Genomic DNA, 23,028 nt, shown 5'->3' on the forward strand with positions numbered 1-23,028 from the left:
CTAGGAGGACACAGCTACGTCGAGCTGCATGGCGACTTCAGCCAGGCCCAGATCGTGGCCACACTGGGTGAACAGCAACTCGAGAGCCTCGCCCTGAGAAACAACTCCCTAGTCACAGACCTGTTTTTCTTGAGGGGATATCAGCGCCTTCGCATCCTTTACCTAACAGATTGCCCGGGAATCTCGTCTCTCGCTCCGCTGACGCGCCTACCTCTGGAGAGGCTGCATATGGCCAATCTCCCTGAAATCGGCGACTTGAGCCCACTGCGCGAACTCACCCGGCTCACCATGCTCGGCCTGCGTACGGAATCCGAGTGGCAGGGGCTCGACGTCGTGCCACGTGAGGCTCCACTCGATTGCCTCTTTTTGCCGCGCAACGCCCGCGACCTCAGCGCGCTGACTGATTTTCCCCTGCTGGTTCAGCTCGGACTTGACGTGGACACCCCGCTCACCCAGGAGGACTTGGCAGGCGGTAGCGCGCCTGGAAAACCTGACGATCCTGAGTCTGAACCCCGCCGAACTCACCAACAGTGCGTCCACCGGTGTCTGCTTAGACCAGGTGAAGACCGTCTTTGTGATGGCCGGACAGGCGGCACTGGATCCGAGGGCGGCCGCCACCGTCTTCCCCGCGATGACCTCCCTCCACATCTACGGGGTCGACGCGATCGACGTGAACCCCCTCGCCACCCATCCCACCCTCATCCGCATAACCACCCCACCCACCTGCCGCCTCCTCAACGCCGACAAACTCCCCGCCACCATCAAGCTCAACTGACGCAAGCCTCTATACACCTACCCTCCAGTAACCTTACGGTTCCCCTCACGCCACCCTCGCCCGCGACCATGCCATCTGCACCAACCGGCAGCGCACAGACGTGAGAGGAACCCCCACCCCCATGACGAGACGACGCCCCTGGGCCCGCCGTACCGCCACCGTCGCCGTGACCGCGACCGCCCTCGCGACGCTGACCGTCCCCGCAGAAGCCGCGACAACGGCAAGCACCACCGCCGCGACCGCCACCGTCGACTACGGCACCTGGCAGGCGGACTGCCGGACGGTGATGAACCAGGCCCTGCCCTACCTGAAGCAGCGCATCGCGGCCACCAGGCCCGGCGAGAAGCAGGCGATCGTCTTCGACATCGACAACACCACCCTGGAGACGGACTTCGGCTTCAGCTGGCCGCAGCCGGCCAACAAGCCGGTCCTCGCGGTCGCCAAGTACGCCCAGGAACACGGGGTTTCGCTGTTCTTCGTCACGGCCCGCCCCGGCATCATCTACCTGCCGACCGAGTACAACCTCGAACACGACGGCTACGACGTCGACGGCCTCTACGTGCGCGGCCTCCTGGACCTCTTCAAGGACGTCGCCGACTACAAGACGGCCCAGCGCACCGCGATCGAGAACAAGGGCTACACGATCATCGCGAACATCGGCAACAGCGCCACCGACCTGTCGGGCGGCCACGCCGAGAAGACCTTCAAACTGCCGGACTACGACGGCCAGTTGTCGTGACCCGTTAGGCTCCGTCCGTTCGCTCGACGACGGGGGTGAGGCGGCGGATGGAGCCCGCGGTACTCGGTGGCAAGTTGGCGTCAAGCCTGATCACACCGCTGCTGAAGAAGCTGTTCGTGCCCGACGCCCCCGGCGCGGGCCTGGTCGACAAACCGGTCCGCCTTTCCTCCCTCGTCTCCTTCAAGGGCGAGAAACGCACCCTGACGGAGAAGGACGTCCACAAGCTCGCCGACCACCTGGTCGCGCGGGCGGTGGACTCCCCCGGCGAGGCCCCCTTCCCACCCGACGAACAGACCGCCGTGGCCGACGCGTTGGCCCGCCGCCTGCTCGCCCTGGGCAGCCTGGACATGGACGACGTCCAGGCCGTACGCCTCGGACACCGGGAACTGGCAAGGCAGTTGGAGTACGGCGCCCCGGCCCCCGACGGACTCTCCACCGACGCCCGCTACTTCCTCGGAAACGCCACCGAGTGGGCCTGCCTCCAGATCCTGGAGTTCTTCACCCGCCGCTCCACGTTCGTGGCCCGCACCCTCGTCGAACAGACCCGCACCCAGGCCGAACTGATCGCCCGCATCGACGAGTTGATCGCCCGCAGCCCCCGCCCCGGTTCCCAGGACCGCGCCTTCGAACGGCGCTACCTCCCGTACGTCGCCGAGCGCCACAACCACATCACCATCTACGGCATCGACCTCCGCGACTCTCCGGACCGCTGGCCCTTGGAGGTGGCGTACCTCAGCCTGGAAGCAGCGGAGACGGAGGAACGGCAGCTCCCCGACGAACACCCGGGTGCCGCCTTCACCGTCCAACTCCCGGCCGAGGACGCCCTGTCGACCCACGACCGCGTACTGCTGCGCGGCGACGCGGGTTCCGGCAAGACGACGCTGGTGCAGTGGCTCGCGGTGACGGCGGCGAGGGACGGCGACCGCATCCCGTACGTCCTCCCGTTGCGCACCCTCATCCGAGCCGGCCAACTCCCCTCCCCCGAAGCCTTCCTGTCCTCCACCGGTTGCCCCCACACCCCACCCGAGGGCTGGACGGAACGCGTCCTGACCGCCGGCCGCGCCCTGATCCTCGTCGACGGCCTGGACGAAATCCCCTCGGCCGACCGCCACCGCACCCGCGACTGGCTCCAGTCCCTGATCCGCGCCTTCCCGGGCAACCGCTGGCTCCTGACCTCCCGCCCCAGCGCGGTCCGCCCCGACTGGCTGTCCTCCGAGGCCTTCCGCGAACTAACCCTGACCCCGATGCGCCGCTCCGAGGTGAAGACCTTCGTCGAGCGCTGGCACACGGCGGCAGAGGCTCCGGAGTACGAGGCCCCTCTCCTGGACTCCCTGCGCACGAAACGGGACTTGGCGCGGCTCGCCACGAACCCCCTGATGTGCGGCCTGATTTGCGCCCTGCATCGCGAACGCCGGGGCTATCTCCCCACAGGCCGCAAGGAGTTGTACGACGCGGCCCTGACGATGCTGCTGGCTCGGCGGGACCGCGAGCGAGGCATGGGCGCGCTGGAGGGAGCGGAACTGGGCGAGGAGGCTCAGCTGGAGATCCTCCAACGGCTCGCGTACGCCCTGGTGTTGAGCGGCCGCACGGAGATGGACCAGGAGACAGCGGAGGGAATCGTCGAACGGTGCCTGCCCACGGTCGCCGGGCAGGGCGACGCCAGGACGGTACTACGGGACCTTCTGCTGAGAAGCGGCCTGCTCCGCCAACCCGCCGACGGTGTCGTCGACTTCGTCCACCGCACCTTCCAGGACTACCTCGGCGCGCGCTACGCCGTGGAGGAGGGCCACCTCGACGTCCTCACCAGCCGCGCGGACGACACCCAGTGGGAGGACGTCATCCGCATGGCGGTGGCCCACGCCCGGCCGCGCGAACGGGTCGTGGTGCTACGGCAGTTGCTGGCCCGGGAGGACCCTCGGCTGACGCTGCTGGCACTGGTCTGCCTGGAGCATGCGACAGCACTGGATCCAGCGGTACGAGCCGAGGTCGAGAGCCGTTCGGCCGCGCTGATCCCACCGCGCACCACGGCGGACGCGCACACACTGGCGGATGCCGGGCCGCTGGTTCTGGAGTTGCTGCCAGGACCCGAGGGGCTGACGAACGACGAGGCCCGATGCGTCACGGTCACCGCCTCGATCCTGGGCGGGCAGGAACCCGAGGGCGCGATGGCGGTACTGCGGCGCTTCCGCGACCATCCTTCCTTCGACGTACGGCGTCAACTCGCGGGCACCTGGGACCGGTTCGACACCCGGGAGTACGCGGTCGAGGTACTCGACCATCTGGTCCGGGACGATCTCTTCGTACGTTGCTCATCGCCCGAACAACTGGCGGCACTGCGGCTGATGCGCCCTTGGCGCAGGCTGACGATCAACGGATCACACGACATCGGCGAGGTCATCGATGCCGTCCCTGATCTGGACGTGGTCGACCTCCTGAGCCTTGAGCACCACACCACCATGTCCACCCTGGACGCGGTGCCTGCCTTCCGGTCGCTGAGCGCATTGTGGCTGCAGGACTGTTTCGGTGTCCGGGATCTCGGCTGCTTGTCCGAACTGCCTCTCACTGATCTGGCGTTCAACCGCATCGCCGATCCGTCGGGCCTGCCGACTCTGGGCGGGCTCACCCGGCTCTCCCTGGACCAGCCGTTCGAGGGCGATCGCCTTTCCGACCATCTGCCCTTGGACGCACCCCTGGAGTACCTGTTCCTGGGCCAGGAAACACTGGCCACGACCGGTTTGCGCGATCTGGAAGGCTGGCCGACACTCACCTCGCTCAGCCTCGGCAGGCCGCCCGCCGTCATGGGCGCCGTGGACTGGGGGCAAGTGGAACGCCTGCCCGTCCTGCGGAACCTCGTCCTGAACACGTCCCTCAACCGCTACGCCCTGGAGTTCATGCCGGAACTTCCCTCCGTCGAGTCCCTCTCCGTTCCCTCCCAGCGCACGGGCGACAAGTACTTCCGCATCCTCGCCTCCCGCCTCCCGGGCCTGCGGACGATCACCCTCAAGGCGTCAGGCAGAAGGGGCGTCCCCCTCGACTCCTACGCCGAATTCTTCCCCAACGCCCAAGTAACCGACGACCGCCTCTAACCGCACCCGGACAAGCAAAAGGGGCCGGTGCCAAAAGCACCGACCCCTTCCCAGCCGTAAAACCCAACCCGCTGAGCCTTACGCCTCCTTGCTCAAATTCGGACCCGCGCCACCAGCAGCGGCATCCTCGATCGGCGGAACATCCGGCAGCGCCGACTTCTCCTCACCCCGGAAGGTGAAGGTCTTCGCGTCGCCCTCGCCCTCGACGTCCACGACCACGATGTGACCGGGACGCAGTTCGCCGAAGAGGATCTTCTCCGAGAGCGTGTCCTCGATCTCGCGCTGGATCGTGCGCCGCAGCGGACGCGCGCCCAGCACCGGGTCGTAACCCTTCTTGGAGAGGAGTTCCTTCGCGGCCGAGGAGAGCTCGATGCCCATGTCCCGGTCCTTGAGGCGCTCGTCCACCTTGCCGACCATGAGGTCGACGATCTTGAGGATGTCCTCCTGGGTGAGCTGCGGGAAGACGACGACGTCGTCGACACGGTTGAGGAACTCGGGGCGGAAGTGCTGCTTGAGCTCGTCCGAGACCTTGTTCTTCATGCGCTCGTAGTTGGACTTCGTGTCACCCGTGGCAGCGAAGCCCAGGTTGAAGCCCTTCGAGATGTCACGGGTTCCAAGGTTGGTCGTCATGATGATGACCGTGTTCTTGAAGTCCACGACCCGGCCCTGGGAGTCGGTCAGGCGACCGTCCTCCAGGATCTGGAGAAGGCTGTTGAAGATGTCCGGGTGGGCCTTCTCGACCTCGTCGAAGAGGACGACCGAGAACGGCTTGCGACGGACCTTCTCCGTGAGCTGGCCGCCCTCTTCGTAGCCCACGTATCCGGGGGGCGAACCGAAGAGCCGCGACACCGTGTGCTTCTCGCTGAACTCCGACATGTCGAGGGAGATCAGCGCGTCCTCGTCACCGAAGAGGAACTCGGCGAGGGCCTTGGAGAGTTCGGTCTTACCGACACCGGACGGGCCGGCGAAGATGAACGAACCACCGGGACGCTTCGGGTCCTTGAGGCCCGCACGCGTACGACGGATCGCCTTCGAGAGCGCCTTGACGGCGTCCTTCTGGCCGATGACCCGCTTGTGGAGCTCGTCCTCCATGCGGAGGAGCCGGGAGGACTCCTCTTCGGTGAGCTTGAAGACCGGGATGCCGGTGGCGGTCGCGAGGACCTCGGCGATCAGCTCGCCGTCGACCTCGGCGACGACGTCCATGTCGCCGGCCTTCCACTCCTTCTCCCGCTTGGCCTTGGCGGCCAGGAGCTGCTTCTCCTTGTCGCGCAGCGAGGCGGCCTTCTCGAAGTCCTGCGAGTCGATCGCGGACTCCTTGTCGCGGCGGACGCCGGCGATCTTCTCGTCGAACTCGCGCAGGTCCGGCGGCGCGGTCATCCGGCGGATGCGCATCCGGGAGCCGGCCTCGTCGATCAGGTCGATCGCCTTGTCCGGGAGGAAGCGGTCCGAGATGTACCGGTCGGCCAGCGTGGCGGCCTGCACGAGCGCCTCGTCCGTGATGGAGACACGGTGGTGCGCCTCGTAGCGGTCGCGCAGACCCTTGAGGATCTCGATGGTGTGCGGCAGGGACGGCTCCGCGACCTGGATGGGCTGGAAGCGGCGCTCGAGGGCCGCGTCCTTCTCCAGGTGCTTGCGGTACTCGTCCAGCGTCGTCGCACCGATGGTCTGCAGCTCACCGCGGGCCAGCATCGGCTTCAGGATCGAAGCGGCGTCGATGGCGCCCTCGGCGGCACCCGCACCGACCAGCGTGTGCAGCTCGTCGATGAACAGGATGATGTCGCCGCGGGTGCGGATCTCCTTGAGGACCTTCTTCAGGCGCTCCTCGAAGTCACCGCGGTAGCGGGAGCCGGCGACCAGCGCGCCGAGGTCCAGGGTGTAGAGGTGCTTGTCCTTGAGGGTCTCGGGCACCTCGCCCTTGACGATGGCCTGGGCGAGGCCCTCGACGACGGCGGTCTTACCGACGCCGGGCTCACCGATCAGGACCGGGTTGTTCTTGGTGCGGCGGGACAGCACCTGCATGACCCGCTCGATCTCCTTCTCGCGCCCGATGACCGGGTCGAGCTTGGACTCACGAGCGGCCTGGGTGAGGTTCCGGCCGAACTGGTCGAGGACCAGGGACGTCGAGGGGGTGCCCTCCGCAGGGCCGCCGGCGGTGGCGGTCTCCTTGCCCTGGTAACCGGAGAGCAGCTGGATCACCTGCTGCCGCACACGGTTGAGATCAGCGCCCAGCTTGACCAGGACCTGGGCGGCGACGCCCTCGCCCTCACGGATCAGGCCGAGCAGGATGTGCTCCGTGCCGATGTAGTTGTGGCCCAGCTGAAGGGCCTCGCGGAGCGACAGCTCCAGGACCTTCTTGGCTCGGGGAGTGAAGGGGATGTGGCCGGACGGAGCCTGCTGGCCCTGTCCGATGATCTCCTCAACCTGCTGGCGGACCGCCTCAAGCGAAATGCCGAGGCTCTCCAGGGCCTTTGCGGCGACACCCTCACCCTCGTGGATCAGGCCCAGGAGGATGTGCTCGGTGCCGATGTAGTTGTGGTTGAGCATCCGGGCTTCTTCCTGAGCCAGGACGACAACCCGCCGCGCGCGGTCGGTGAACCTCTCGAACATCGTTAATCGCTCCTCAGAGCGGTCAGGCAGTAAGGGGACGCTCCCCTCCCTGTCCTTCCGCAGCTTAGTCCCGCAAGCGGGGACCGCTCATTCCAACTGCCGACACCGGACCGAGAACCAACACTGCCTCCTGAACCGTAACGCCGACATCTGCTCCAACCTGATGGTGCGAGACGATGTTCCCGCAGGCCAGGCAGTTACCCTCACCATGAGTACGCCGATGGCGAACGTGAGACGCCCTTTTCTGCGTGTCGCCCCCTCCCACTAGGGATTGTCTTACCCGTACGGACTGACACTCCATGCCGTTCGCACTGGTTCCCTCCGCTACGGGCGAACAACGTTGCGCCGCGCCGCACCTCCGAAGGCCCCTTTTTCCGGCACCCAGCGCATTGACCGGACCACCCAGCGTAACTCCCGGCCCGCTTCGGCGGTTGCTCTTGGCATGGTTCGCACAGTCCCCCCTCTCCACACGGTCCCGCTCCCCCGACGCCCACTCGATCCGGACGACCGACAGCGGGACTGGTACGAGAACGAACTGGGGTGGCGCACGGTGCCCGGAGAGCCGCTACGGCTCGTCACGGGCCTGCGTTTCGACGTCCTGGACGTGCCGGTCGAGGCCGGAATCGCGGTGCTGTGGCGGCTGGGGCCCAGCTCTCCGGTGGCCGTACAGGGTGACCGGATGCGGCTGCTGGTGGCCGCGGGCAGCGCGGACGAACTCCCGGGGCTGCTGGACTGGCTGGAGTGGGGCGCGCTGGCGCCGACGCTGGATCTGGTCGCGCTCGGCGCGGACGGGCACATGGAGGCACCGCCGATCCCCGGGGCGAGGCCCGCAGGGACACCACTGCCGGGCGCGGGACCGATGAAGGGGCAACCGCTCCCCGCGGGCCGCTCTCGTCCCTTGCAGGGGGCCGCCGTATGGCTGCGACCCCCCGAGCCGGGGTGCGAGGTCGAGGCCTCGCTGCCGACAATGCCGGCCGTGGGGGGCGTGGGGGACGCCCCTGATCTCGTACGACTTGTGGACACGGTGGCCACACAGTGCCACCGGGTACGGCTGCGGCGCTCGTGCGCTCAGCCGTTGGCCTTCTCGTAGGCCTCGCGAATGGCCGCGGGAACACGACCGCGGTCGTTCACGTCGTGACCGTTCTCCTTGGCCCACGCGCGGATCTGCGCGGTGTCCTGGCTGCCACCGGAAGCGACGCGCGCCTTTCCGCGACCACCCGAAGCGCGGCCACCGGTACGGCGCCCACCCTTCACGTAAGCCTCGAGAAGTCCACGGAGCTTGTCCGCATTCGCGGTGGTGAGATCGATCTCGTACGTCTTGCCGTCCAACGCGAACGTCACCGTCTCGTCCGCCTCGCCACCGTCGAGGTCATCGACAAGAAGGACCTGAACCTTCTGTGCCACCGGATTTCCTTTCATCGATTACTTGCGGGTCTGGGGTCTGCGGCGTCCGCCGTTTCGCCGTCCCCTGTTATATGCAGTACTGCACTACGTCGGAAAGCAAACCGCTTTTGCTGGAAAAACACAAACCCCTGGGAGAGACGGAGTGACCTCACCCGTCCAGAAAGATGCGCGTTTCGGACATAGGGAACCTGGGCAGGGCGACCCGACCGAATTGAGGGTCGCGATCACAGATGCAGAAGCATCCGACTGTTGCCCAAGGTGTTCGGTTTCACTCGTTCGAGCCCGAGGAACTCCGCCACACCCTCGTCATAGGAACGCAACAGCTCCGCGTAGACATCGGTGTCGACGGGTGTCTCACCGATCTCCACGAAGCCGTGCTTCGAGAAGAAGTCGACTTCGAAGGTGAGACAGAAAACGCGACGAACGCCTAGCCAGCGAGCCGTGTGCAGCAACTTCTCCAGCAACTGATGACCTACACCGGCACCCTTCAAGCCCGGCTTCACCGCGAGAGTGCGGACTTCCGCGAGGTCTTCCCACATGACATGCAGTGCCCCACAGCCGACGACCTCGGCGTTGTCGTCCCGTTCGGCGACCCAGAACTCCTGGATGTCCTCGTAAAGAGTCACCGTCGCTTTGTCGAGCAGGATGCGACCGCGGACGTAGGCGTCAAGGAGTCGGCGCACCGCCTCGACATCGCCGGTCCTGGCCCGCCGGACGGTGATGGCTTTCGCGGTGACTTCGGGGTGCTCTGCTGACATGAGCGGACGCTATCGCCCGCCACCGGAGGGCGCGGAGCCGGGGTTCTGGACGCCATCCGCGGGTTCGGGTGTTTCCGGTCCCTGGACGATGCGTACGGCACTGCGCAGGGCCTCACGCTGTTCGTCGCTCATCATCCCGAAGAAGGCGACGAGAGCGGCGGCGGGGTTGTCGCTCTGCGACCAGGCGTCGTTCATCAGTGCCGCTGAGTAGGCGGCTCGTGTGGAGACCGCCTCATATCGATACGCCCGGCCTTCCGCCTCACGACGCACCCAGCCCTTCTGATGGAGATTGTCCAAAACGGTCATCACCGTGGTGTACGCGATCGACCGTTCCTGCTGAAGGTCTTCCAGCACTTCTCGAACGGTCACCGGGCGGTTCCACTTCCACACCCGCGTCATGACCGAGTCTTCGAGTTCTCCCAATGGGCGAGGCACAGCTCAGAACCATAGTGGAAAAGGCACAAAAAGGGCGTACGACTCGGAAAGCACGCGCACGCGTGCGGGAGTCGTACGCCCTTGAAGACGCTGTCCGAAGACGCCACCTGAAGACGCCGTCGAAAGGGGAAGGTTCAGGCGTCGGTGGTCGACGTGGCCTGGCGGGCGCTCTCCGCGCGCGCGATGGCGGCGTCGACGGCCGCGTCCTCCTTGGCCTTCATGGCCCCGCCCTGGGTCTTCACGATGACCCGGATCAGTCCGATGAAGAACACGGCCATGACGACCGGGGGCACGAGCGCGGAGACATAGTCCATGCCGTCCAGAGTAGCCACGGGCCCGAAGGAGGACGGGGCGGGGTCGGTTCAGCCGGCGGCGAGTTGCTGCGGCGGGTTCGCGGGAGGTGATGCCGGTTTGCGCCGGGGGAAGACCTCGCCCGGGGTGGGGACGGGCCGGGACGGCTTCGGAGCCGCGGGCGCGGGCGTGGGCGCCGGCCGCTCCACGGGCTTGCGTACGGGCTCCTTGGCGTCCTCACCGACCGGTTCGCCATCGACTGCGCGAAAGCCGCCGGAGAGGCCTCCAGGGAGCGCCAGCAGGCGGGTGCGCGAGGCGGGGACGGTCGGGGCGGGCAGGGCGGTCGTCCGGCGGGCCAGGCGCGCGCGTACGTCCTGTTCGGCGAGGGCGAGGCAGCGGTCCAGGAGGACGGCCGCCACCGGGTTCCCGCGCAGCGCCCGCAGCGCGGAGAGATCGTCGACGTCCGGGCGGTACCCGGCGCCGAGCGCCTCCTCCAGGAGCGTGAGGTAACCGGCGGTGGTGCCGGGCAGAGCGGCGCGGTACCGAGCAAGGTCGGCGACCAGGAAGGCACGCAGCCGAACCCCCTCCCTCACCGCTTCGTCGAGCGATTCGGCGAGCCGAAGACAGTCCTTGACGTCCTCGGCCGAGGCGGTTTGGGGCTGGAGGGCGAGGGCGAGAGCGCGACGGAGCACACGCAGCTCCTCCGCACCGAACGCCATGCCGCCGCGGGATCCGTATGGCGTGGGCATGCGGCGACGATACGCGCTAATCAGACAAATTCGACATAGGGGGTGGGTGTGGCGCGGGCTTTTCGCCCGGCGGACGGGCGGCCGTGTGTCTCTGGCCGCGCGCGGGGCGGGCGCACTGCGGCCCGGTACTACGGCTCCGTCGAGCGCGACGGCGCCCTCATGTGGGCGGAAGCAGCTGGGGCTCCTCCTTGGCGCGTACCTGAGCAACGCCTGCAGGGCGGGGTGCCGCCCCGGCAGTACCACGGCCCTCATAAGCGCGCCGGCGCCGTCACACGCGGCGACACTCTGTGCGGGCGAAAGCGGTGGCGACACCCGCGCGGGCGGGGCGCCGCCAGGCAGCCTCATCCCGCACCCCGGCGCCACCTCACATCCGCGACATGTTCCGCTCGTACACCAGCCGCAGGCCGATCAACGTCAGCCAGGGCTCGTGCTCGTCGATGACCGAGGCCTCGCCCAGGACCATCGGGGCCAGGCCGCCGGTCGCGATCACCGTCACGTCCTCCGGGTCGTCCGCCAGCTCCTTGGCCATGCGGGTGACGACGCCGTCGACCTGGCCGGCGAACCCGTAGACGATGCCCGACTGCATCGCCTCTACGGTGTTCTTGCCGATCACGCTCCGCGGCCGGGCCACCTCGATCTTGCGCAGCTGGGCGCCCTTGACGCCGAGAGCCTCGACCGAGATCTCGATGCCGGGGGCGATGACTCCGCCGATGTACTCCCCGCGCGCGGAGACCGCGTCGAACGTGGTCGCCGTACCGAAGTCGACGACGATCGCGGGGCCGCCGTAGAGCTCGACCGCGGCGACCGCGTTTATGATGCGGTCCGCGCCGACCTCCTTGGGGTTGTCGGTGAGGATCGGGACGCCCGTCTTGACGCCGGGTTCGACGAGGACGGCGGGCACGTCGCCGTAGTAGCGGCGGGTGACCTCGCGGAGCTCGTGCAGGACGGACGGGACGGTGGCGCAGATCGCGATGCCGTCGATGCCGTCGCCCAGCTCCTCTCCGAGGAGTGGGTGCATGCCCATGAGGCCCTGGAGGAGTACGGCGAGTTCGTCGGCGGTGCGGCGCGCGTCCGTGGAGATGCGCCAGTGCTCGATGATCTCCTCGCCGTCGAACAGGCCGAGGACGGTGTGCGTGTTGCCCACGTCGATCGTGAGGAGCATGACTACTGCGCCTCACGGAGGTCGAGGCCGATGTCCAGGATCGGCGCGGAGTGGGTCAGGGCTCCTACGGCGAGGTAGTCCACCCCGGTGTCGGCGTAGGCCTTGGCGTTGTCCAGGGTGAGCCGGCCCGAGGCCTCCAGGGCGGCGCGGCCGTCCACGATGCCGACGGCCTCCGCGCACTCGTCGGGCGTGAAGTTGTCCAGCAGGATCAGGTCGGCGCCGGCGTCCAGGACCTCGCGGAGCTGGTGCAGCGTGTCGACCTCGACCTCGATCGCCACGTCCGGGAAGGCCTCCCGTACGGCCTTGAAGGCCTGCGCGACGCCACCCGCGGCGACCACGTGGTTGTCCTTGACGAGGGCCGCGTCCGAGAGCGACATGCGGTGGTTGACGCCGCCGCCGCAACGGACCGCGTACTTCTCCAGGGAGCGCAGCCCGGGCGTCGTCTTGCGGGTGTCGCGGACCTTCGCCTTCGTGCCCTCCAGCGCGTCGGCCCACGCGCGCGTGGCGGTCGCGATACCGGAGAGGCGGCACAGGATGTTGAGCGCGCTGCGCTCGGCGGTCAGCAGGTCACGCGTGCGCGTGGTGACCGACAGGAGCTTCTGTCCGGCCTCCACGCGGTCGCCGTCCTCGACGTGCCGCTCGACCTCCAACTCGTCGGTGCAGACCACGGAGACCACCGCTTCGGCGACCCGCAGGCCCGCCACGACACCGGCCTCGCGCGCGGTGAAGTCGGCGGTGGCGACGGCCTCTTCGGGGATAGTCGCCACGGTCGTCACGTCGACGCCGCCGGCCAGGTCCTCCTGGAGGGCGACATTGGCGATGTCCTCGACCTCCAGGGGGTCGAGTCCGGCGTCGGCCAGCAGCTCGGCGAGCGCGGGGTCGAGGCCGCACTCCATGTACTCCGCGTCGGCGCCCGCGCCACAGGCACAGCCGTCGCCGCAGCCACCGCTGTCGGCGAGGGGAAGGTCGTGGGTGCTCACTTCTGTCACTGCTCCTGGGGACGGTGCTGCCGGGTCGGGGGGAAGTCTGCGGTGTCCGTGGTGTGTACGGCCAGCGTGCGGTCCGGATTCAGCCGTACGACGATGTGGCGGCGCCAGGCGCTGTCGTCGCGCTCGGCGTGGTCCTCGCGCCAGTGGCAGCCGCGGGTCTCCTCGCGCCGGGCGGCGGCGGTGACCAGGACGCGGGCCACGCACAGGAGGTTGGTGGCCTCCCAGGTGTCGACGCCGGGCTCGGCGGTCTTGCCGTTCTCGTCGAGGGCGTCGCGGGCGTCGGTGTGCAGCCGCTGGAGCTGCTCGGCGGCCCGGGCGAGGGAGTCGGCGGAGCGCAGGACGCCCGCGCCCTCGGTCATGATCCGCTGGATCGCGAAGCGGGCCTCGGGGGCGAGCAGCGGGTGCGCGGGCTTCTGGGGGTGCGGGACCGGCTCGGGCACGCGCGCGTGGAGGGCGTTCTCGGCCTGGTTGCCAGTGATGTCGGCGACGATGCGCTCGGCGTAGACGAGGCCTTCGAGAAGGGAGTTGGAGGCGAGCCGGTTCGCGCCGTGCACGCCGGTGCAGGCGACCTCACCGCACGCGTACAGCCCCGGGACGGTCGTACGGCCCCGTGAGTCGGTGCGGACGCCCCCGGAGGCGTAGTGGGCGGCCGGAGCGACCGGGACGGGCTCGGTGACCGGGTCGATGCCGTGGCTGCGGCAGGCGGCGAGGATCGTCGGGAAGCGGTGCTCCCACATGTCGGCGCCGAAGTGCCGGGCGTCCAGGAACATGTGCTCGGCGTCCTGCTCCTGCATGCGCCGCATGATGCCCTTGGCGACGATGTCCCGGGGCGCCAGCTCCGCGAGTTCGTGCTGGCCCACCATGAAGCGCACGCCGTCGGCGTCGACCAGGTGGGCGCCCTCGCCGCGCACCGCCTCGGAGACGAGGGGCTGCTGGCCCTCCGCGTCGGTGCCGAGGAACAGCACGGTCGGGTGGAACTGCACGAACTCCAGGTCGGAGACCTCGGCACCCGCGCGGAGGGCGAGTGCGACCCCGTCACCCGTCGACACGGACGGGTTGGTGGTCGCCGAGAAGACCTGCCCCATGCCGCCGGTCGCGAGGACCACTGCGGGCGCGTGCACGGCGCCCACACCGTCGTGCTGGCCCTCGCCCATGACGTGCAGGCTCACGCCCGCCGTCCGGCCCTCCGCGTCCGTCAGGAGGTCCAACACCAGCGCGTTCTCGATCGTCCGCAGCCCACGCGCGTGCACGGCCTCGACGAGCGCCCGGGAGACCTCCGCGCCGGTCGCGTCGCCGCCCGCGTGCGCGATGCGGCGCCGGTGGTGGCCACCCTCACGGGCCAGCTCCAGTCCTCCTTCGGAGGACTCGTCGAAGTGGGCACCGGTCTCGATGAGCCGCCGTACGGCGTCGGGGCCCTCGGTGACGAGGATCCGTACGGCCTCCTCGTCGCACAGCCCCACGCCGGCCACCAGGGTGTCGTCCAGGTGCTGTTCGGGGGTGTCGCCCTCCCCCAGGGCCGCGGCGATACCGCCCTGGGCCCAGCGGGTGGAGCCGTCGTCGAGGCGGGCCTTGGTGACGACCACCGTCCGCAGCCCGGCCGCCTCGCAGCGCAGGGCTGCGGTCAGCCCGGCCACTCCGGAGCCGACGACCACGACGTCCGCGGCGATGGACCACCCGGGGGCGGGGGCGTGCAGTCGTATGCCTGTGCTGGTCACGAGGCGGCTCCGAGGGTTCCGAAAGTGAGTGGGATGTTGTCGATCAGCCGGGTCGTCCCGATCCGGGCGGCGACGGCGAGGACGGCCTCCCCGGTGAAGTCCTCGTCGACGTCCGTGAAGTCGGACGGGTCGACGAGGGCGAGGTAGTCCAGGGCGAGCGGCGGGTCCAGGCGGGCGGCGTCGTCGAGGACCAGGCGGGCGGCCGTGCGGACGGACGCCGGGTTGCCGGGGCCGGGGGCGGCCTTGGCGACGGCGTGTGCGTCGGCCGCCGCGCGGGACTCCCCTATGGCGCTGAGCGCCTCGGCACGCGCGTGCGTGGCGGGCACCTCGCGGGCCCGCGCGCGGAGCGCCTCCTGGGCGGCGTGCCGGTCGCGGCCCGCGAACAGGGCCTGGGAGAGGGCGAGCGCGGTACGCCGCTCCCGGGCGGACAGATAGCGGTTGCGGCTGGACAGGGCCAGGCCGTCGGCCTCGCGGACGGTGGGCACGCCGACGATCTCCATGCCGAAGTTCAGGTCGCGCACCATGCGGCGGATCAGGGCGAGCTGCTGGGCGTCCTTCTGGCCGAACAGGGCGGCGTCGGGGCGGGTGAGGTGCAGCAACTTGGCGACGACGGTGAGCATGCCGTCGAAGTGGCCGGGGCGGACCGCGCCCTCCAGGCGTTCGCCCATGGGGCCCGCCGAGATGCGCACCTGGGGTTCGCCACCGGGGTAGACCTCGTCCACGGAGGGGGCGAACACGACGTCCGCGCCCGCCTGTTCGGCGATCTTGAGGTCGGCGTCCAGGGTGCGCGGATAGCGGTCGAGGTCCTCGCCCTTGCCGAATTGCAGCGGGTTCACGAAGACGGTGACCACGACCTCGCCGTCCGGTCCGGCGATCTCACGGGCCGTGCGGACCAGCGTGGCGTGGCCCTCGTGCAGGGCGCCCATCGTCATCACGACGACTCGGCGGCCCGTACGCGTGCGTGCGTGCAGCTCGTCGGCGGTGCGCAGCAGGGTGGTGGTCATCCGGCATCTCCCTCGGCGCCGTTGGCGAGCACTCCGAGGAGGTCCTCGGCGAGTTCCGGCTTCAGCAGCCCGTGGGCCAGGGCCCGGTCGGCGGTCGCGCGGGCCATCGCCAGATAGCCGGCGACGGTCTGCGGGGCGTGCTTGCGCAGCTCGGTGACATGCGCGGCGACGGTGCCCGCGTCCCCGCGCGCGACGGGGCCGGTGAGTGCCGCGTCGCCGGAGCGCAGGGCGTTGTCCAGGGCAGCGCCCAGCAGCGGGCCGAGCATCCGGTCGGGGGCCTCGACGCCGGCCGTGCGCAGCAGCTCCATGGACTCGGCGACCAGGGTCACCAGGTGGTTGGCGCCCAGCGCGAGGGCCGCGTGGTACAGCGGGCGGCTCTCCTCGGCGATCCACTCCGGCTCGCCGCCCATCTCGATCACCAGGGCCTCGGCGGCCAGTCGCAGTTCCTCGGGCGCGGTGACCCCGAAGGAGCACCCGGCGAGCCGCTGGACGTCCACAGGAGTGCCCGTGAACGTCATCGCGGGGTGCAGGGCCAGCGGCAGCGCGCCGACCCGCAGAGCGGGGTCCAGGACCTTCGCGCCGTACCGCCCGGAGGTATGCACGAGCAGCTGCCCGGGGCGTACGGCCCCGGTGTCGGCGAGGCCCTCCACGAGGCCGGGCAGGGCGTCGTCCGGGACGGTCAGCAGCACCAGGTCGGAGCGCTCCAGGACCTGCGCGGGCGTGACGACCGGCACGTCCGGGAGCAGCAGCGCGGCCCGTCGCCTGGACGCGTCGGACACTCCGGAGACGGCCACCGGGCGGTGCCCGGCCAGTTGGAGCGAGGCGGCCAGCGCGGGGCCCACCCGGCCGGCGCCGACGACACCGACGGCGAGCCGCGCGGGGCGGTCCTTGGGCTCTGGCTGTTGGAATGTACTCACGCGACGGCGGCCTTCCCGTTCCAGTCCGCTCCGGGTACCGGACGATTTCTCGTCATGTTAACGCGATCGGTTCGAGGGGCGTCCGGTTGTCCACAGGCTGTGGGTTGTCGCACACCCGTGCCGCACGGGAAAGCCTGGGGAAATCCGGGTGCTCCTACGGACCCGCGCCAGGCATCATCCGGGGCATGAGCGATACGGCGGACCAGGACGTGGATCAGGCGGAGCAGGGCGAGCAGGGAGCGGAGCCGACAACCGAAGAGGAACGCCTCCTGGCGCGCCGCAAACGGCGCCTCGGCGCGAACCGGAACGCGGAGCGCACCCTCGCCCACCTCGGCTTCCTGGGCACGCTCCGAGAACGGCTCGCCTTCCTACAGGAGGCCGCCGAGCTGTACGACCTGGACGAGACGTCCGACATGTACGGCGGCGGCATAGTGGAGACCCTGGAGAAGCGGGTCGCCGAACTGCTCGGCAAAGAGGCCGCGGCCTTCTTCCCCACGGGCACGATGGCCCAGCAGGTGGCCCTGCGCTGCTGGGCGGGCCGTACCGGCAACCCGACCGTCGCCCTGCATCCGCTCGCCCACCCCGAAGTGCACGAAGGGGACGCGTTCAGCCAGGTCAGCGGATTGCGCCCGGTCCACGTGACGAGCGAACCCCGGCAACCGACCGCCGCCGAAGTCCGTGACTTCCCGGAGCCCTTCGGGACGCTGATGCTCGAACTGCCCCTCCGGGACGCCGGTTTCCTGCTGCCCTCCTGGGAGGAACTCTCCGCCGTCGTCGAGGCCGCACGCGAACGCGACGCGGTGGTCCACTTCGACGGCGCCCGCCTGTGGGAGTCCGCCTCCCACTTCGGCCGCCCGCTCGACGAGATCGCCGACCTCGCCGACAGCGTCTACGTGTCGTTCTACAAGTCCCTCGAAGGCCTCGGCGGCGCCGCGCTCGTCGGTCCGAAAAGCCTCATCGACGAGGCGAAGACCTGGCGGCACCGCTACGGGGGCATGGTCTTCCAGCAGTTCCCCACCGTGCTGACGGCCCTCGCGGGCCTGGATCGGGAACTGCCCCGACTGCCCGAGTACGTGGCCCACGCGCGCGTGGTCGCCGCGGCACTGCGCGAGGGGTTCGCGGCGGCCGGGGTGCCCTGGATGCGCGTCCACCCCGAGCAGCCGCACACGAACGAGCTCCAGGTCTGGCTGCCGTACGACCCCGACGCCGTCGCGGAGGCCGCGATCCGGCAGGCCGAGGAGACGAAGACCGCCCTCTTCTCCAACCCCTGGGACGCGAAGGGCCCGGGCCTGGCGTTCACCGAGGTCTACGTACGGGCCGCCGCCCTCGAGTGGACGGCCGAGGACGTGAAGACGGCGGTCGCGGACTTCGTGGTCCTGCTCAAGGAGGAGGCGGGCCGCTAGGAGGCAGCGGAGCCGGGTCGGCAGCGGAACACGGGAGCCGCCGGCCATGAGGGCGCGCATGGCGGTCGCGGGCTGTCAGCCGGTGGAACGCGAGCACGGGCGGATCGTCCGCAGGCGGCACGCGCGCGTTGTCATCCACCGGCGCGCAGGGGCCGACGGCCATGAAGGCGTGCGGAGCACGAGAAAGCTGCCGACGGGCGGAACGCGGAACCGGCCGTCAGCGGGGCTGCACACAAGCTGCGGTACGAGTCGCCGATACGCGCGCAGGCCGACGGCGGCCGGAACGGCGACGCTGATGTCAGCCGGCCGGAACGCAAGCACGGGTGCCCGTGGCCAGCACGCGCGCGCGGGCCGTCAGCAAGCAGAACGCGCCCGCGGGTGCAGCCACCGTCCCAGAGCCCGCCGTAGCCGACCACGAGCCGGGCGTTCCGCGACGACCGCGCGGAACTGCCAGTAGCCGCTCAGCTCGCGGGCGGTCTGCCAGTCGTGGGTGCCGGGCGGGGGCGGCGGGGCCTCGCCGAGCCGCTGGGCACGGTAGGTGTCCAGGAGGTACTGCTGGGTGACGCTCATGGCTCCAGGCTGCGCCGCTCCCCCGTGGCTGTCGCGTCGATTGACGGGGGCCGTCAAACGAGGGGGGGCGTTGTCAGTGGCGGGGTGCACGATTGGGGACATGAGCGTGCACATCGACATCACCGGGCTGCGGCAGGAGCGGATCACCTTCGCGCCCTCACCCCTGGGCGAGCTGTGCATGGCCCTGCACGCCATGTCCGAGCCGGGGCACCACCCCGGCCTCCAGGGCTGGGTGACCGGCGTCACCGCCCGGCTCGATCCGCATCTGGCCGACCGGATGTGCGAGGCGGACTTCCTGTGGCGGTCGACGTTCTCCGACCTGTTCGTGCCGTACGCGGGCATCCCGGGCCGCAGTACGCTCCCCGGGGACACGCTCGCCGAGGAGCTGGACCTGCTGGACAAGCTGACGGACGAGCAGTTCGTGGACGCGGCCATGGAGTTCACCACCTGCGCGACCTCCTACAGCACGGGCGGACCAGGCCCGCTCACCGACGCCGGGATCCGGCAGCGCGCCCTGGAGCAGGCAGCCGCGCGCGGTCCACGTCAACTGGCTTTCACCGAGCGGCTGTTGGCCGACCCGCCGCGGACCAGGGCCTGGCTGCGGCAGTTCCTGGAGGACTGCGACGAGGCGTTCTTCGCGGAGACCTGGTCCCGGATGCACCACCAACTCGCCACCGACGCCCGCCACAAGACGGATCTCCTGCACCGCAAGGGCCTGGCGGAGGCGCTGACGTCGATATCCAGCGCGGTGACCCTCGACGAGAGCGCCACCCGCATCACGGTCGACAAGCTCGGCACCGGCCGTACGGCGACCCAGGACGGCGGCCTCCTCCTGGTGCCCACGACCCTGGGCTGGCCGCATCTGACGGTCCTCTACCGGTACGGCTGGCAGCCCGTCGTGCACTACCCCGTGCACAACACCCCGAAGCTCGCCGCGCCGACCTCCCTGGAGCAGCTGACCCTGCGGATGACCGCCCTGTCCCACCCGGTCCGCATGCGCCTGTGCCGCAGCCTGGCCCGCAGCGCGTTCACCACGAGCGAGCTGACCCAGGTGCACGGCATGACCGCCCCCGAGATATCCCGCCACCTCGGCGTCCTGAAGAAGGCCGGCCTGATCACCACCCGCCGCCGCGGCCGCTACGTCCTGCACCAGCTGGACGTCACGATGGTGGCCCGCCTGGGCAGCGACTTCCTGGAGGGCATCCTCAGGTAACCGACCAACCGAGCAGCTAACCGACCTACCGACCAGCTAACCCCGGGCAGCCGGCCCTCAGCCGTGCCCGCCGGCCCGCACCAGCCCCGTCTCGTACGCCAGGACGACGACCTGCACCCGGTCCCGCAGGCCGAGCTTGGTCAGGATGCGGCCGACATGGGTCTTCACGGTCGCCTCGGACAGCACCAGGCGGGCCGCGATCTCGCCGTTGGACAGACCCTGGGCGACGAGGATCATGACCTCGCGCTCGCGCTCGGTGAGCCGCTCCAGCTCCTTGTGCTGGGGCTCCTTCCCGGTGGCGGGCAGCATCGGGGCGAAGCGATCCAGGAGGCGGCGGGTCGTCGAGGGCGCCACCACGGCGTCGCCGCTGTGCACGGAGCGGATCGCGGTGAGCAGCTCGCCCGGCGGCACGTCCTTGAGCATGAAGCCGGAGGCACCGGCCTTCAGCCCGGAGAAGGCGTACTCGTCGAGGTCGAAGGTGGTCAGGATCAGCACCTTCGGCGGGTTCTCGCCCTGGCAGATGCGGCGGGTGGTCTCCACGCCGTCCAGCTTCGGCATACGGACGTCCATCAGCACCACGTCGACCGCGGTCGCCGCCAGCACCTGAAGGGCCTCGACGCCGTCGCCCGCCTCCGCGACGACCTCCATGTCCGGCTGGGCGGCGAGCACCATCCGGAACCCGGTGCGCAGCAGCACCTGGTCGTCGACGAGCATCACGCGGATCGCCATCGGGTCCTCTTCCGTTCCGTCAACAGGATCGTTCAACAATTGGCTCAACAAGTCGTTCGACGACCGGTCGTTCAACAGGTCGTTCAACAATTCCTTACAGGTGTCACTGCCCGGCGTACGAAAGATCAGTGCGCGGGTTTCAGTGGCAGCAGCGCACTGATACGGAAGCCGCCACCGGGCCGCGGTCCCGCGTCCAGCGTTCCCCCGACCATGCCCACCCGCTCACGCATACCGATCAGACCATGCCCCTGGCCGTCGGCGCCGCCCTCCTCGTACAGCTCGTGCGGGGCTCCCTTGCCGTCGTCCTCGACGAGCAACCCGAGGCCGTCGTCGAAGTAGACCAGCCGCACACTGGCGCCCGTGTTCGGGCCGCCGTGCTTGCGGGTGTTGGTGAGCGCCTCCTGGACGATCCGGTACGCCGTCAGCTCGACGCCGCTGGGCAGCGGGCGCGGGGTGCCCTCGACCTTGAAGTCGACGGGCAGTCCGGACGTACGGCACTGCTCGACCAGGTCGTCGATCTGCTCGACGTCCGGCTGCGGCACGTACTCGCCGGCCTCCTTGTGCTCGCCGGTGCGCAGCACGCCCAGCAGACGGCGCATCTCCGCGAGGGCCTGGCGGCCGGTGGAGGAGATCGTCTCCAGGGCCTTCTTCGCCTGGTCCGGCGCCGAGTCGAGGACATAGGCGGCGCCGTCGGCCTGGACCACCATCACCGACACGTTGTGCGCGACCACGTCGTGCAGCTCGCGGGCGATCCGGGCACGCTCGGCGGCGACCGCGACCTTCGCCTGCGCCTCGCGCTCCTTCTCCAGCCGGGCGGCGCGCTCCTCCAGCTGCGCGAAGTACGCGCGCCGGGTGCGCATCGAGTCGCCGAGCACCCAGGCCAGTGCGAACGGCACCGTCTGGAAGATCGCCAGCGCGACCAGCCCGGCGGAACTGGTGTGCTCCTGGGGCCAGCGGATCTGCGCGAGGGTCGCCGCGGACAGACCGGAGGCCAGGGCGAAGCGGGAGGCCCAGCGGGCGCCGACCGCGGCGACCGTGTAGACGATCACCAGCATGGCGAAGTCGGCCACCACGGGCTCGATGTCGAGGACCAGTTGCGCGAGGCCCGTCGCCCCGGCCAGGACGAGCATCTTCTCCGGCCAGCGGCGGCGCAGCGCGATCGCCACACACATGACGGCGGAAGCCGCGATCGCCCCGGCGGCCGTCCCGTGCCGGCCCGACGCATAGCTGGTACTCGCGATGCTCACGCCGCTCAGCCCCAGCAGGAAGACAGCCCAGAAGGTGTCGACCCATGTCGGGTGTCTGCGGAGGAAGTCGTAGAGGCGCTGCACGTAACCCAGCGTAGGGATGCGTGCGGTGTGCCGGGGTCAACCGGAGGATCGATCCGTATACGCCCCGCGTACTCCCCAAGGTGGAGGCCCCGTTGTCCTCTGCACTTAGTCTGACCACGTGACGGAAGACACCACGGGCCGGTGGCGCGGCTGGCGGACGGCGGCCGAGGAGGCCCTGTACGGGCCCGAGGGCTTCTACCGCAGACCCGAGGGACCCGCCGGACACTTCCGTACGTCGGTGCACGCGTCGACGCTCTTCGCGGGCGCCGTGGCGCGGCTGCTGTGCCGGGTGGACGAGGCGCTGGACCGACCACCCGAACTCGGCTTCGTGGACCTGGCCGCCGGCCGCGGTGAACTGGTGACCGGCGTGCTCGCCGCGCTGCCCGCCGAAGTGACCGCACGCGTGCGTGCGTACGCCGTCGAGATCGCCGACCGCCCCGTAGGACTCGATCCCCGTGTCGAGTGGCTGACCGAGCCCCCGAAGGGGATCACCGGGCTGCTGTTCGCGAACGAGTGGCTGGACAACGTGCCCGTGGAGGTCGCCGAGGTGGACTCCACCGGCGTACCGCGACTCGTGCTCGTACGGCAGGACGGGACCGAGCGGCTCGGGGAGCCGGTGGCCGGTACGGATGCCGAGTGGCTCGCGCGGTGGTGGCCGCTGGCGCCGGAGGAGGGGCTGCGTGCCGAGATCGGCCTCCCCAGGGACACGGCCTGGGCCTCCGCCGTCGCCTGCGTCGACCGGGGACTCGCGATCGCCGTCGACTACACGCACACCAGGGACACCCGCCCCCCGTTCGGCACGCTCACGGGTTTCCGCGAGGGCCGCGAGACGGCACCCGTACCGGACGGCTCCTGCGACGTCACGGCACACGTGGCACTGGACGCCTGCGCGCAAGCGGGCGCTACGGCGACCACGCCGGCGGGCGCGCTCCCCAGGGCACGCCTGCTCACGCAACGCGCCGCCCTGCGCGCCCTCGGCATCACAGGCGCGCGCCCCCCGCTCACGCTGGCCTCCACCGACCCGACGGCGTACGTCCGCGCCCTCGCGGGCGCCGGCGAGGCGGCCGAACTCACCGCGACCGGCGGACTCGGCGACTTCGGCTGGCTCGTGCGGTCGGTTGGAATTCCGGACCCGCTCGACGAGCCGTGAC

General features: G+C 70.0%; 21 protein-coding genes. 7 read left to right on the forward strand and 14 right to left on the reverse strand.

Going from position 1 to position 23,028, the window contains the following annotated elements; translation table 11 throughout:
- Positions 1-577: 577 nt before the first annotated feature.
- The 3 genes from SPR02S_RS48200 (at position 578) to SPR02S_RS48210 (ending at position 4,600) form a co-directional block, all read left to right on the forward strand.
- A complete protein-coding gene (locus SPR02S_RS48200; RefSeq protein WP_019064244.1) occupies positions 578-775 on the forward strand; it encodes a hypothetical protein in 198 nt (65 codons plus the stop codon).
- A 121-nt stretch (positions 776-896) separates the two neighbouring features.
- Positions 897-1,514 carry an HAD family acid phosphatase gene (locus SPR02S_RS48205; protein WP_019064245.1) on the forward strand — a complete coding sequence of 206 codons (618 nt, stop codon included), beginning with the start codon at positions 897-899 and terminating at the stop codon, positions 1,512-1,514.
- Between the two features lie 47 nt (positions 1,515-1,561).
- Positions 1,562-4,600 carry an NACHT domain-containing protein gene (locus tag SPR02S_RS48210; protein WP_019064246.1) on the forward strand — a complete coding sequence of 1,013 codons (3,039 nt, stop codon included), beginning with the start codon at positions 1,562-1,564 and terminating at the stop codon, positions 4,598-4,600.
- 78 nt (positions 4,601-4,678) lie between these two features.
- Here the strand turns inward: SPR02S_RS48210 and SPR02S_RS48215 are convergent, their stop codons facing one another.
- A complete protein-coding gene (locus tag SPR02S_RS48215) occupies positions 4,679-7,207 on the reverse strand; it encodes an ATP-dependent Clp protease ATP-binding subunit (protein WP_019064247.1) in 2,529 nt (842 codons plus the stop codon).
- Positions 7,208-7,649: 442 nt separating this feature from the next.
- On the opposite strand from SPR02S_RS48215, the gene SPR02S_RS48220 reads away from it, so the two are divergent.
- Positions 7,650-8,297: an SCO3374 family protein gene (locus SPR02S_RS48220; RefSeq protein ID WP_063746327.1), complete on the forward strand. Its 648-nt coding sequence runs from the start codon at positions 7,650-7,652 to the stop codon at positions 8,295-8,297.
- On the opposite strand, the gene SPR02S_RS48225 is transcribed toward SPR02S_RS48220, so the two are convergent.
- The 10 genes from SPR02S_RS48225 to SPR02S_RS48270 all read right to left on the reverse strand — a co-directional run bounded on the left by SPR02S_RS48225 (position 8,276) and on the right by SPR02S_RS48270 (position 16,631).
- Complete coding sequence (locus SPR02S_RS48225; RefSeq protein ID WP_019064249.1) at positions 8,276-8,611, reverse strand: histone-like nucleoid-structuring protein Lsr2; 336 nt, start codon at positions 8,609-8,611, stop codon at positions 8,276-8,278. The genes SPR02S_RS48220 and SPR02S_RS48225 overlap by 22 nt on opposite strands.
- Before the next feature lie 224 nt (positions 8,612-8,835).
- Positions 8,836-9,369 carry an amino-acid N-acetyltransferase gene (locus SPR02S_RS48230; protein WP_019064250.1) on the reverse strand — a complete coding sequence of 178 codons (534 nt, stop codon included), beginning with the start codon at positions 9,367-9,369 and terminating at the stop codon, positions 8,836-8,838.
- A 9-nt stretch (positions 9,370-9,378) separates the two neighbouring features.
- Positions 9,379-9,768, reverse strand: a complete 390-nt coding sequence (locus SPR02S_RS48235) for a BlaI/MecI/CopY family transcriptional regulator (RefSeq protein WP_019064251.1) — start codon at positions 9,766-9,768, stop codon at positions 9,379-9,381.
- Between the two features lie 170 nt (positions 9,769-9,938).
- Positions 9,939-10,118 (reverse strand): hypothetical protein, encoded by a 180-nt coding sequence (locus SPR02S_RS48240; protein ID WP_019064252.1) that lies wholly within the window; start codon positions 10,116-10,118, stop codon positions 9,939-9,941.
- Positions 10,119-10,166: 48 nt separating this feature from the next.
- Positions 10,167-10,814: a hypothetical protein gene (locus SPR02S_RS48245; protein WP_019064253.1), complete on the reverse strand. Its 648-nt coding sequence runs from the start codon at positions 10,812-10,814 to the stop codon at positions 10,167-10,169.
- A gap of 394 nt (positions 10,815-11,208) precedes the next feature.
- Positions 11,209-12,006: a type III pantothenate kinase gene (locus tag SPR02S_RS48250; protein ID WP_019064254.1), complete on the reverse strand. Its 798-nt coding sequence runs from the start codon at positions 12,004-12,006 to the stop codon at positions 11,209-11,211.
- A 2-nt stretch (positions 12,007-12,008) separates the two neighbouring features.
- Positions 12,009-12,986 (reverse strand): carboxylating nicotinate-nucleotide diphosphorylase, encoded by a 978-nt coding sequence (nadC, locus tag SPR02S_RS48255; protein ID WP_019064255.1) that lies wholly within the window; start codon positions 12,984-12,986, stop codon positions 12,009-12,011.
- A 5-nt stretch (positions 12,987-12,991) separates the two neighbouring features.
- Positions 12,992-14,710 carry an L-aspartate oxidase gene (locus tag SPR02S_RS48260; RefSeq protein ID WP_019064256.1) on the reverse strand — a complete coding sequence of 573 codons (1,719 nt, stop codon included), beginning with the start codon at positions 14,708-14,710 and terminating at the stop codon, positions 12,992-12,994.
- Positions 14,707-15,714: a pantoate--beta-alanine ligase gene (gene panC / locus SPR02S_RS48265; RefSeq protein ID WP_019064257.1), complete on the reverse strand. Its 1,008-nt coding sequence runs from the start codon at positions 15,712-15,714 to the stop codon at positions 14,707-14,709. The genes SPR02S_RS48260 and panC overlap by 4 nt, the downstream gene beginning before the upstream one ends.
- Positions 15,711-16,631 carry a Rossmann-like and DUF2520 domain-containing protein gene (locus SPR02S_RS48270; RefSeq protein ID WP_019064258.1) on the reverse strand — a complete coding sequence of 307 codons (921 nt, stop codon included), beginning with the start codon at positions 16,629-16,631 and terminating at the stop codon, positions 15,711-15,713. Before SPR02S_RS48270 ends, panC begins: the two co-directional genes overlap by 4 nt.
- A gap of 185 nt (positions 16,632-16,816) precedes the next feature.
- On the opposite strand from SPR02S_RS48270, the gene SPR02S_RS48275 reads away from it, so the two are divergent.
- A complete protein-coding gene (locus SPR02S_RS48275; protein ID WP_019064259.1) occupies positions 16,817-18,034 on the forward strand; it encodes a threonine aldolase family protein in 1,218 nt (405 codons plus the stop codon).
- 354 nt (positions 18,035-18,388) lie between these two features.
- On the opposite strand, the gene SPR02S_RS48280 is transcribed toward SPR02S_RS48275, so the two are convergent.
- Positions 18,389-18,604 carry a hypothetical protein gene (locus tag SPR02S_RS48280; RefSeq protein ID WP_019064260.1) on the reverse strand — a complete coding sequence of 72 codons (216 nt, stop codon included), beginning with the start codon at positions 18,602-18,604 and terminating at the stop codon, positions 18,389-18,391.
- Between the two features lie 100 nt (positions 18,605-18,704).
- On the opposite strand from SPR02S_RS48280, the gene SPR02S_RS48285 reads away from it, so the two are divergent.
- Entirely contained in the window at positions 18,705-19,817 is a 1,113-nt protein-coding gene (locus tag SPR02S_RS48285; RefSeq protein WP_019064261.1) for a DUF5937 family protein, read from the forward strand.
- A 57-nt stretch (positions 19,818-19,874) separates the two neighbouring features.
- Here the strand turns inward: SPR02S_RS48285 and SPR02S_RS48290 are convergent, their stop codons facing one another.
- On the reverse strand, positions 19,875-20,546 hold the full coding sequence (locus SPR02S_RS48290; protein ID WP_026151569.1) for a response regulator: 672 nt from the start codon (positions 20,544-20,546) through the stop codon (positions 19,875-19,877).
- A gap of 125 nt (positions 20,547-20,671) precedes the next feature.
- The gene (locus SPR02S_RS48295; protein ID WP_019064263.1) at positions 20,672-21,877 is read right to left on the reverse strand and encodes a sensor histidine kinase; all 1,206 of its coding nucleotides are present in this window, start codon (positions 21,875-21,877) and stop codon (positions 20,672-20,674) included.
- A 118-nt stretch (positions 21,878-21,995) separates the two neighbouring features.
- Here SPR02S_RS48295 and SPR02S_RS48300 point away from each other — a divergent pair, with 118 nt between their 5' ends.
- Positions 21,996-23,027: an SAM-dependent methyltransferase gene (locus tag SPR02S_RS48300; protein WP_019064264.1), complete on the forward strand. Its 1,032-nt coding sequence runs from the start codon at positions 21,996-21,998 to the stop codon at positions 23,025-23,027.
- Position 23,028: the final 1 nt, after the last annotated feature.

Origin of the sequence: Streptomyces prunicolor NBRC 13075, assembly GCF_000367365.1 — a bacterium.
GTDB classification, from domain to species: Bacteria; Actinomycetota; Actinomycetes; order Streptomycetales; family Streptomycetaceae; genus Streptomyces; species Streptomyces prunicolor.

Coding starts and splice junctions, on each gene's coding strand:
- SPR02S_RS48200 (WP_019064244.1), top strand. CDS start 578: ATGGCCGGACAGGCGGCACTGGATCCGAGGGCGGCCGCCACCGTCTTC.
- SPR02S_RS48205 (WP_019064245.1), top strand. CDS start 897: ATGACGAGACGACGCCCCTGGGCCCGCCGTACCGCCACCGTCGCCGTG.
- SPR02S_RS48210 (WP_019064246.1), top strand. CDS start 1,562: ATGGAGCCCGCGGTACTCGGTGGCAAGTTGGCGTCAAGCCTGATCACA.
- SPR02S_RS48215 (WP_019064247.1), bottom strand. CDS start 7,207: ATGTTCGAGAGGTTCACCGACCGCGCGCGGCGGGTTGTCGTCCTGGCT.
- SPR02S_RS48220 (WP_063746327.1), top strand. CDS start 7,650: ATGGTTCGCACAGTCCCCCCTCTCCACACGGTCCCGCTCCCCCGACGC.
- SPR02S_RS48230 (WP_019064250.1), bottom strand. CDS start 9,369: ATGTCAGCAGAGCACCCCGAAGTCACCGCGAAAGCCATCACCGTCCGG.
- SPR02S_RS48235 (WP_019064251.1), bottom strand. CDS start 9,768: ATGACGCGGGTGTGGAAGTGGAACCGCCCGGTGACCGTTCGAGAAGTG.
- SPR02S_RS48240 (WP_019064252.1), bottom strand. CDS start 10,118: ATGGACTATGTCTCCGCGCTCGTGCCCCCGGTCGTCATGGCCGTGTTC.
- SPR02S_RS48245 (WP_019064253.1), bottom strand. CDS start 10,814: ATGGCGTTCGGTGCGGAGGAGCTGCGTGTGCTCCGTCGCGCTCTCGCC.
- SPR02S_RS48250 (WP_019064254.1), bottom strand. CDS start 12,006: ATGCTCCTCACGATCGACGTGGGCAACACGCACACCGTCCTCGGCCTG.
- panC (WP_019064257.1), bottom strand. CDS start 15,714: ATGACCACCACCCTGCTGCGCACCGCCGACGAGCTGCACGCACGCACG.
- SPR02S_RS48275 (WP_019064259.1), top strand. CDS start 16,817: ATGAGCGATACGGCGGACCAGGACGTGGATCAGGCGGAGCAGGGCGAG.
- SPR02S_RS48280 (WP_019064260.1), bottom strand. CDS start 18,604: ATGAGCGTCACCCAGCAGTACCTCCTGGACACCTACCGTGCCCAGCGG.
- SPR02S_RS48285 (WP_019064261.1), top strand. CDS start 18,705: ATGAGCGTGCACATCGACATCACCGGGCTGCGGCAGGAGCGGATCACC.
- SPR02S_RS48290 (WP_026151569.1), bottom strand. CDS start 20,546: ATGGCGATCCGCGTGATGCTCGTCGACGACCAGGTGCTGCTGCGCACC.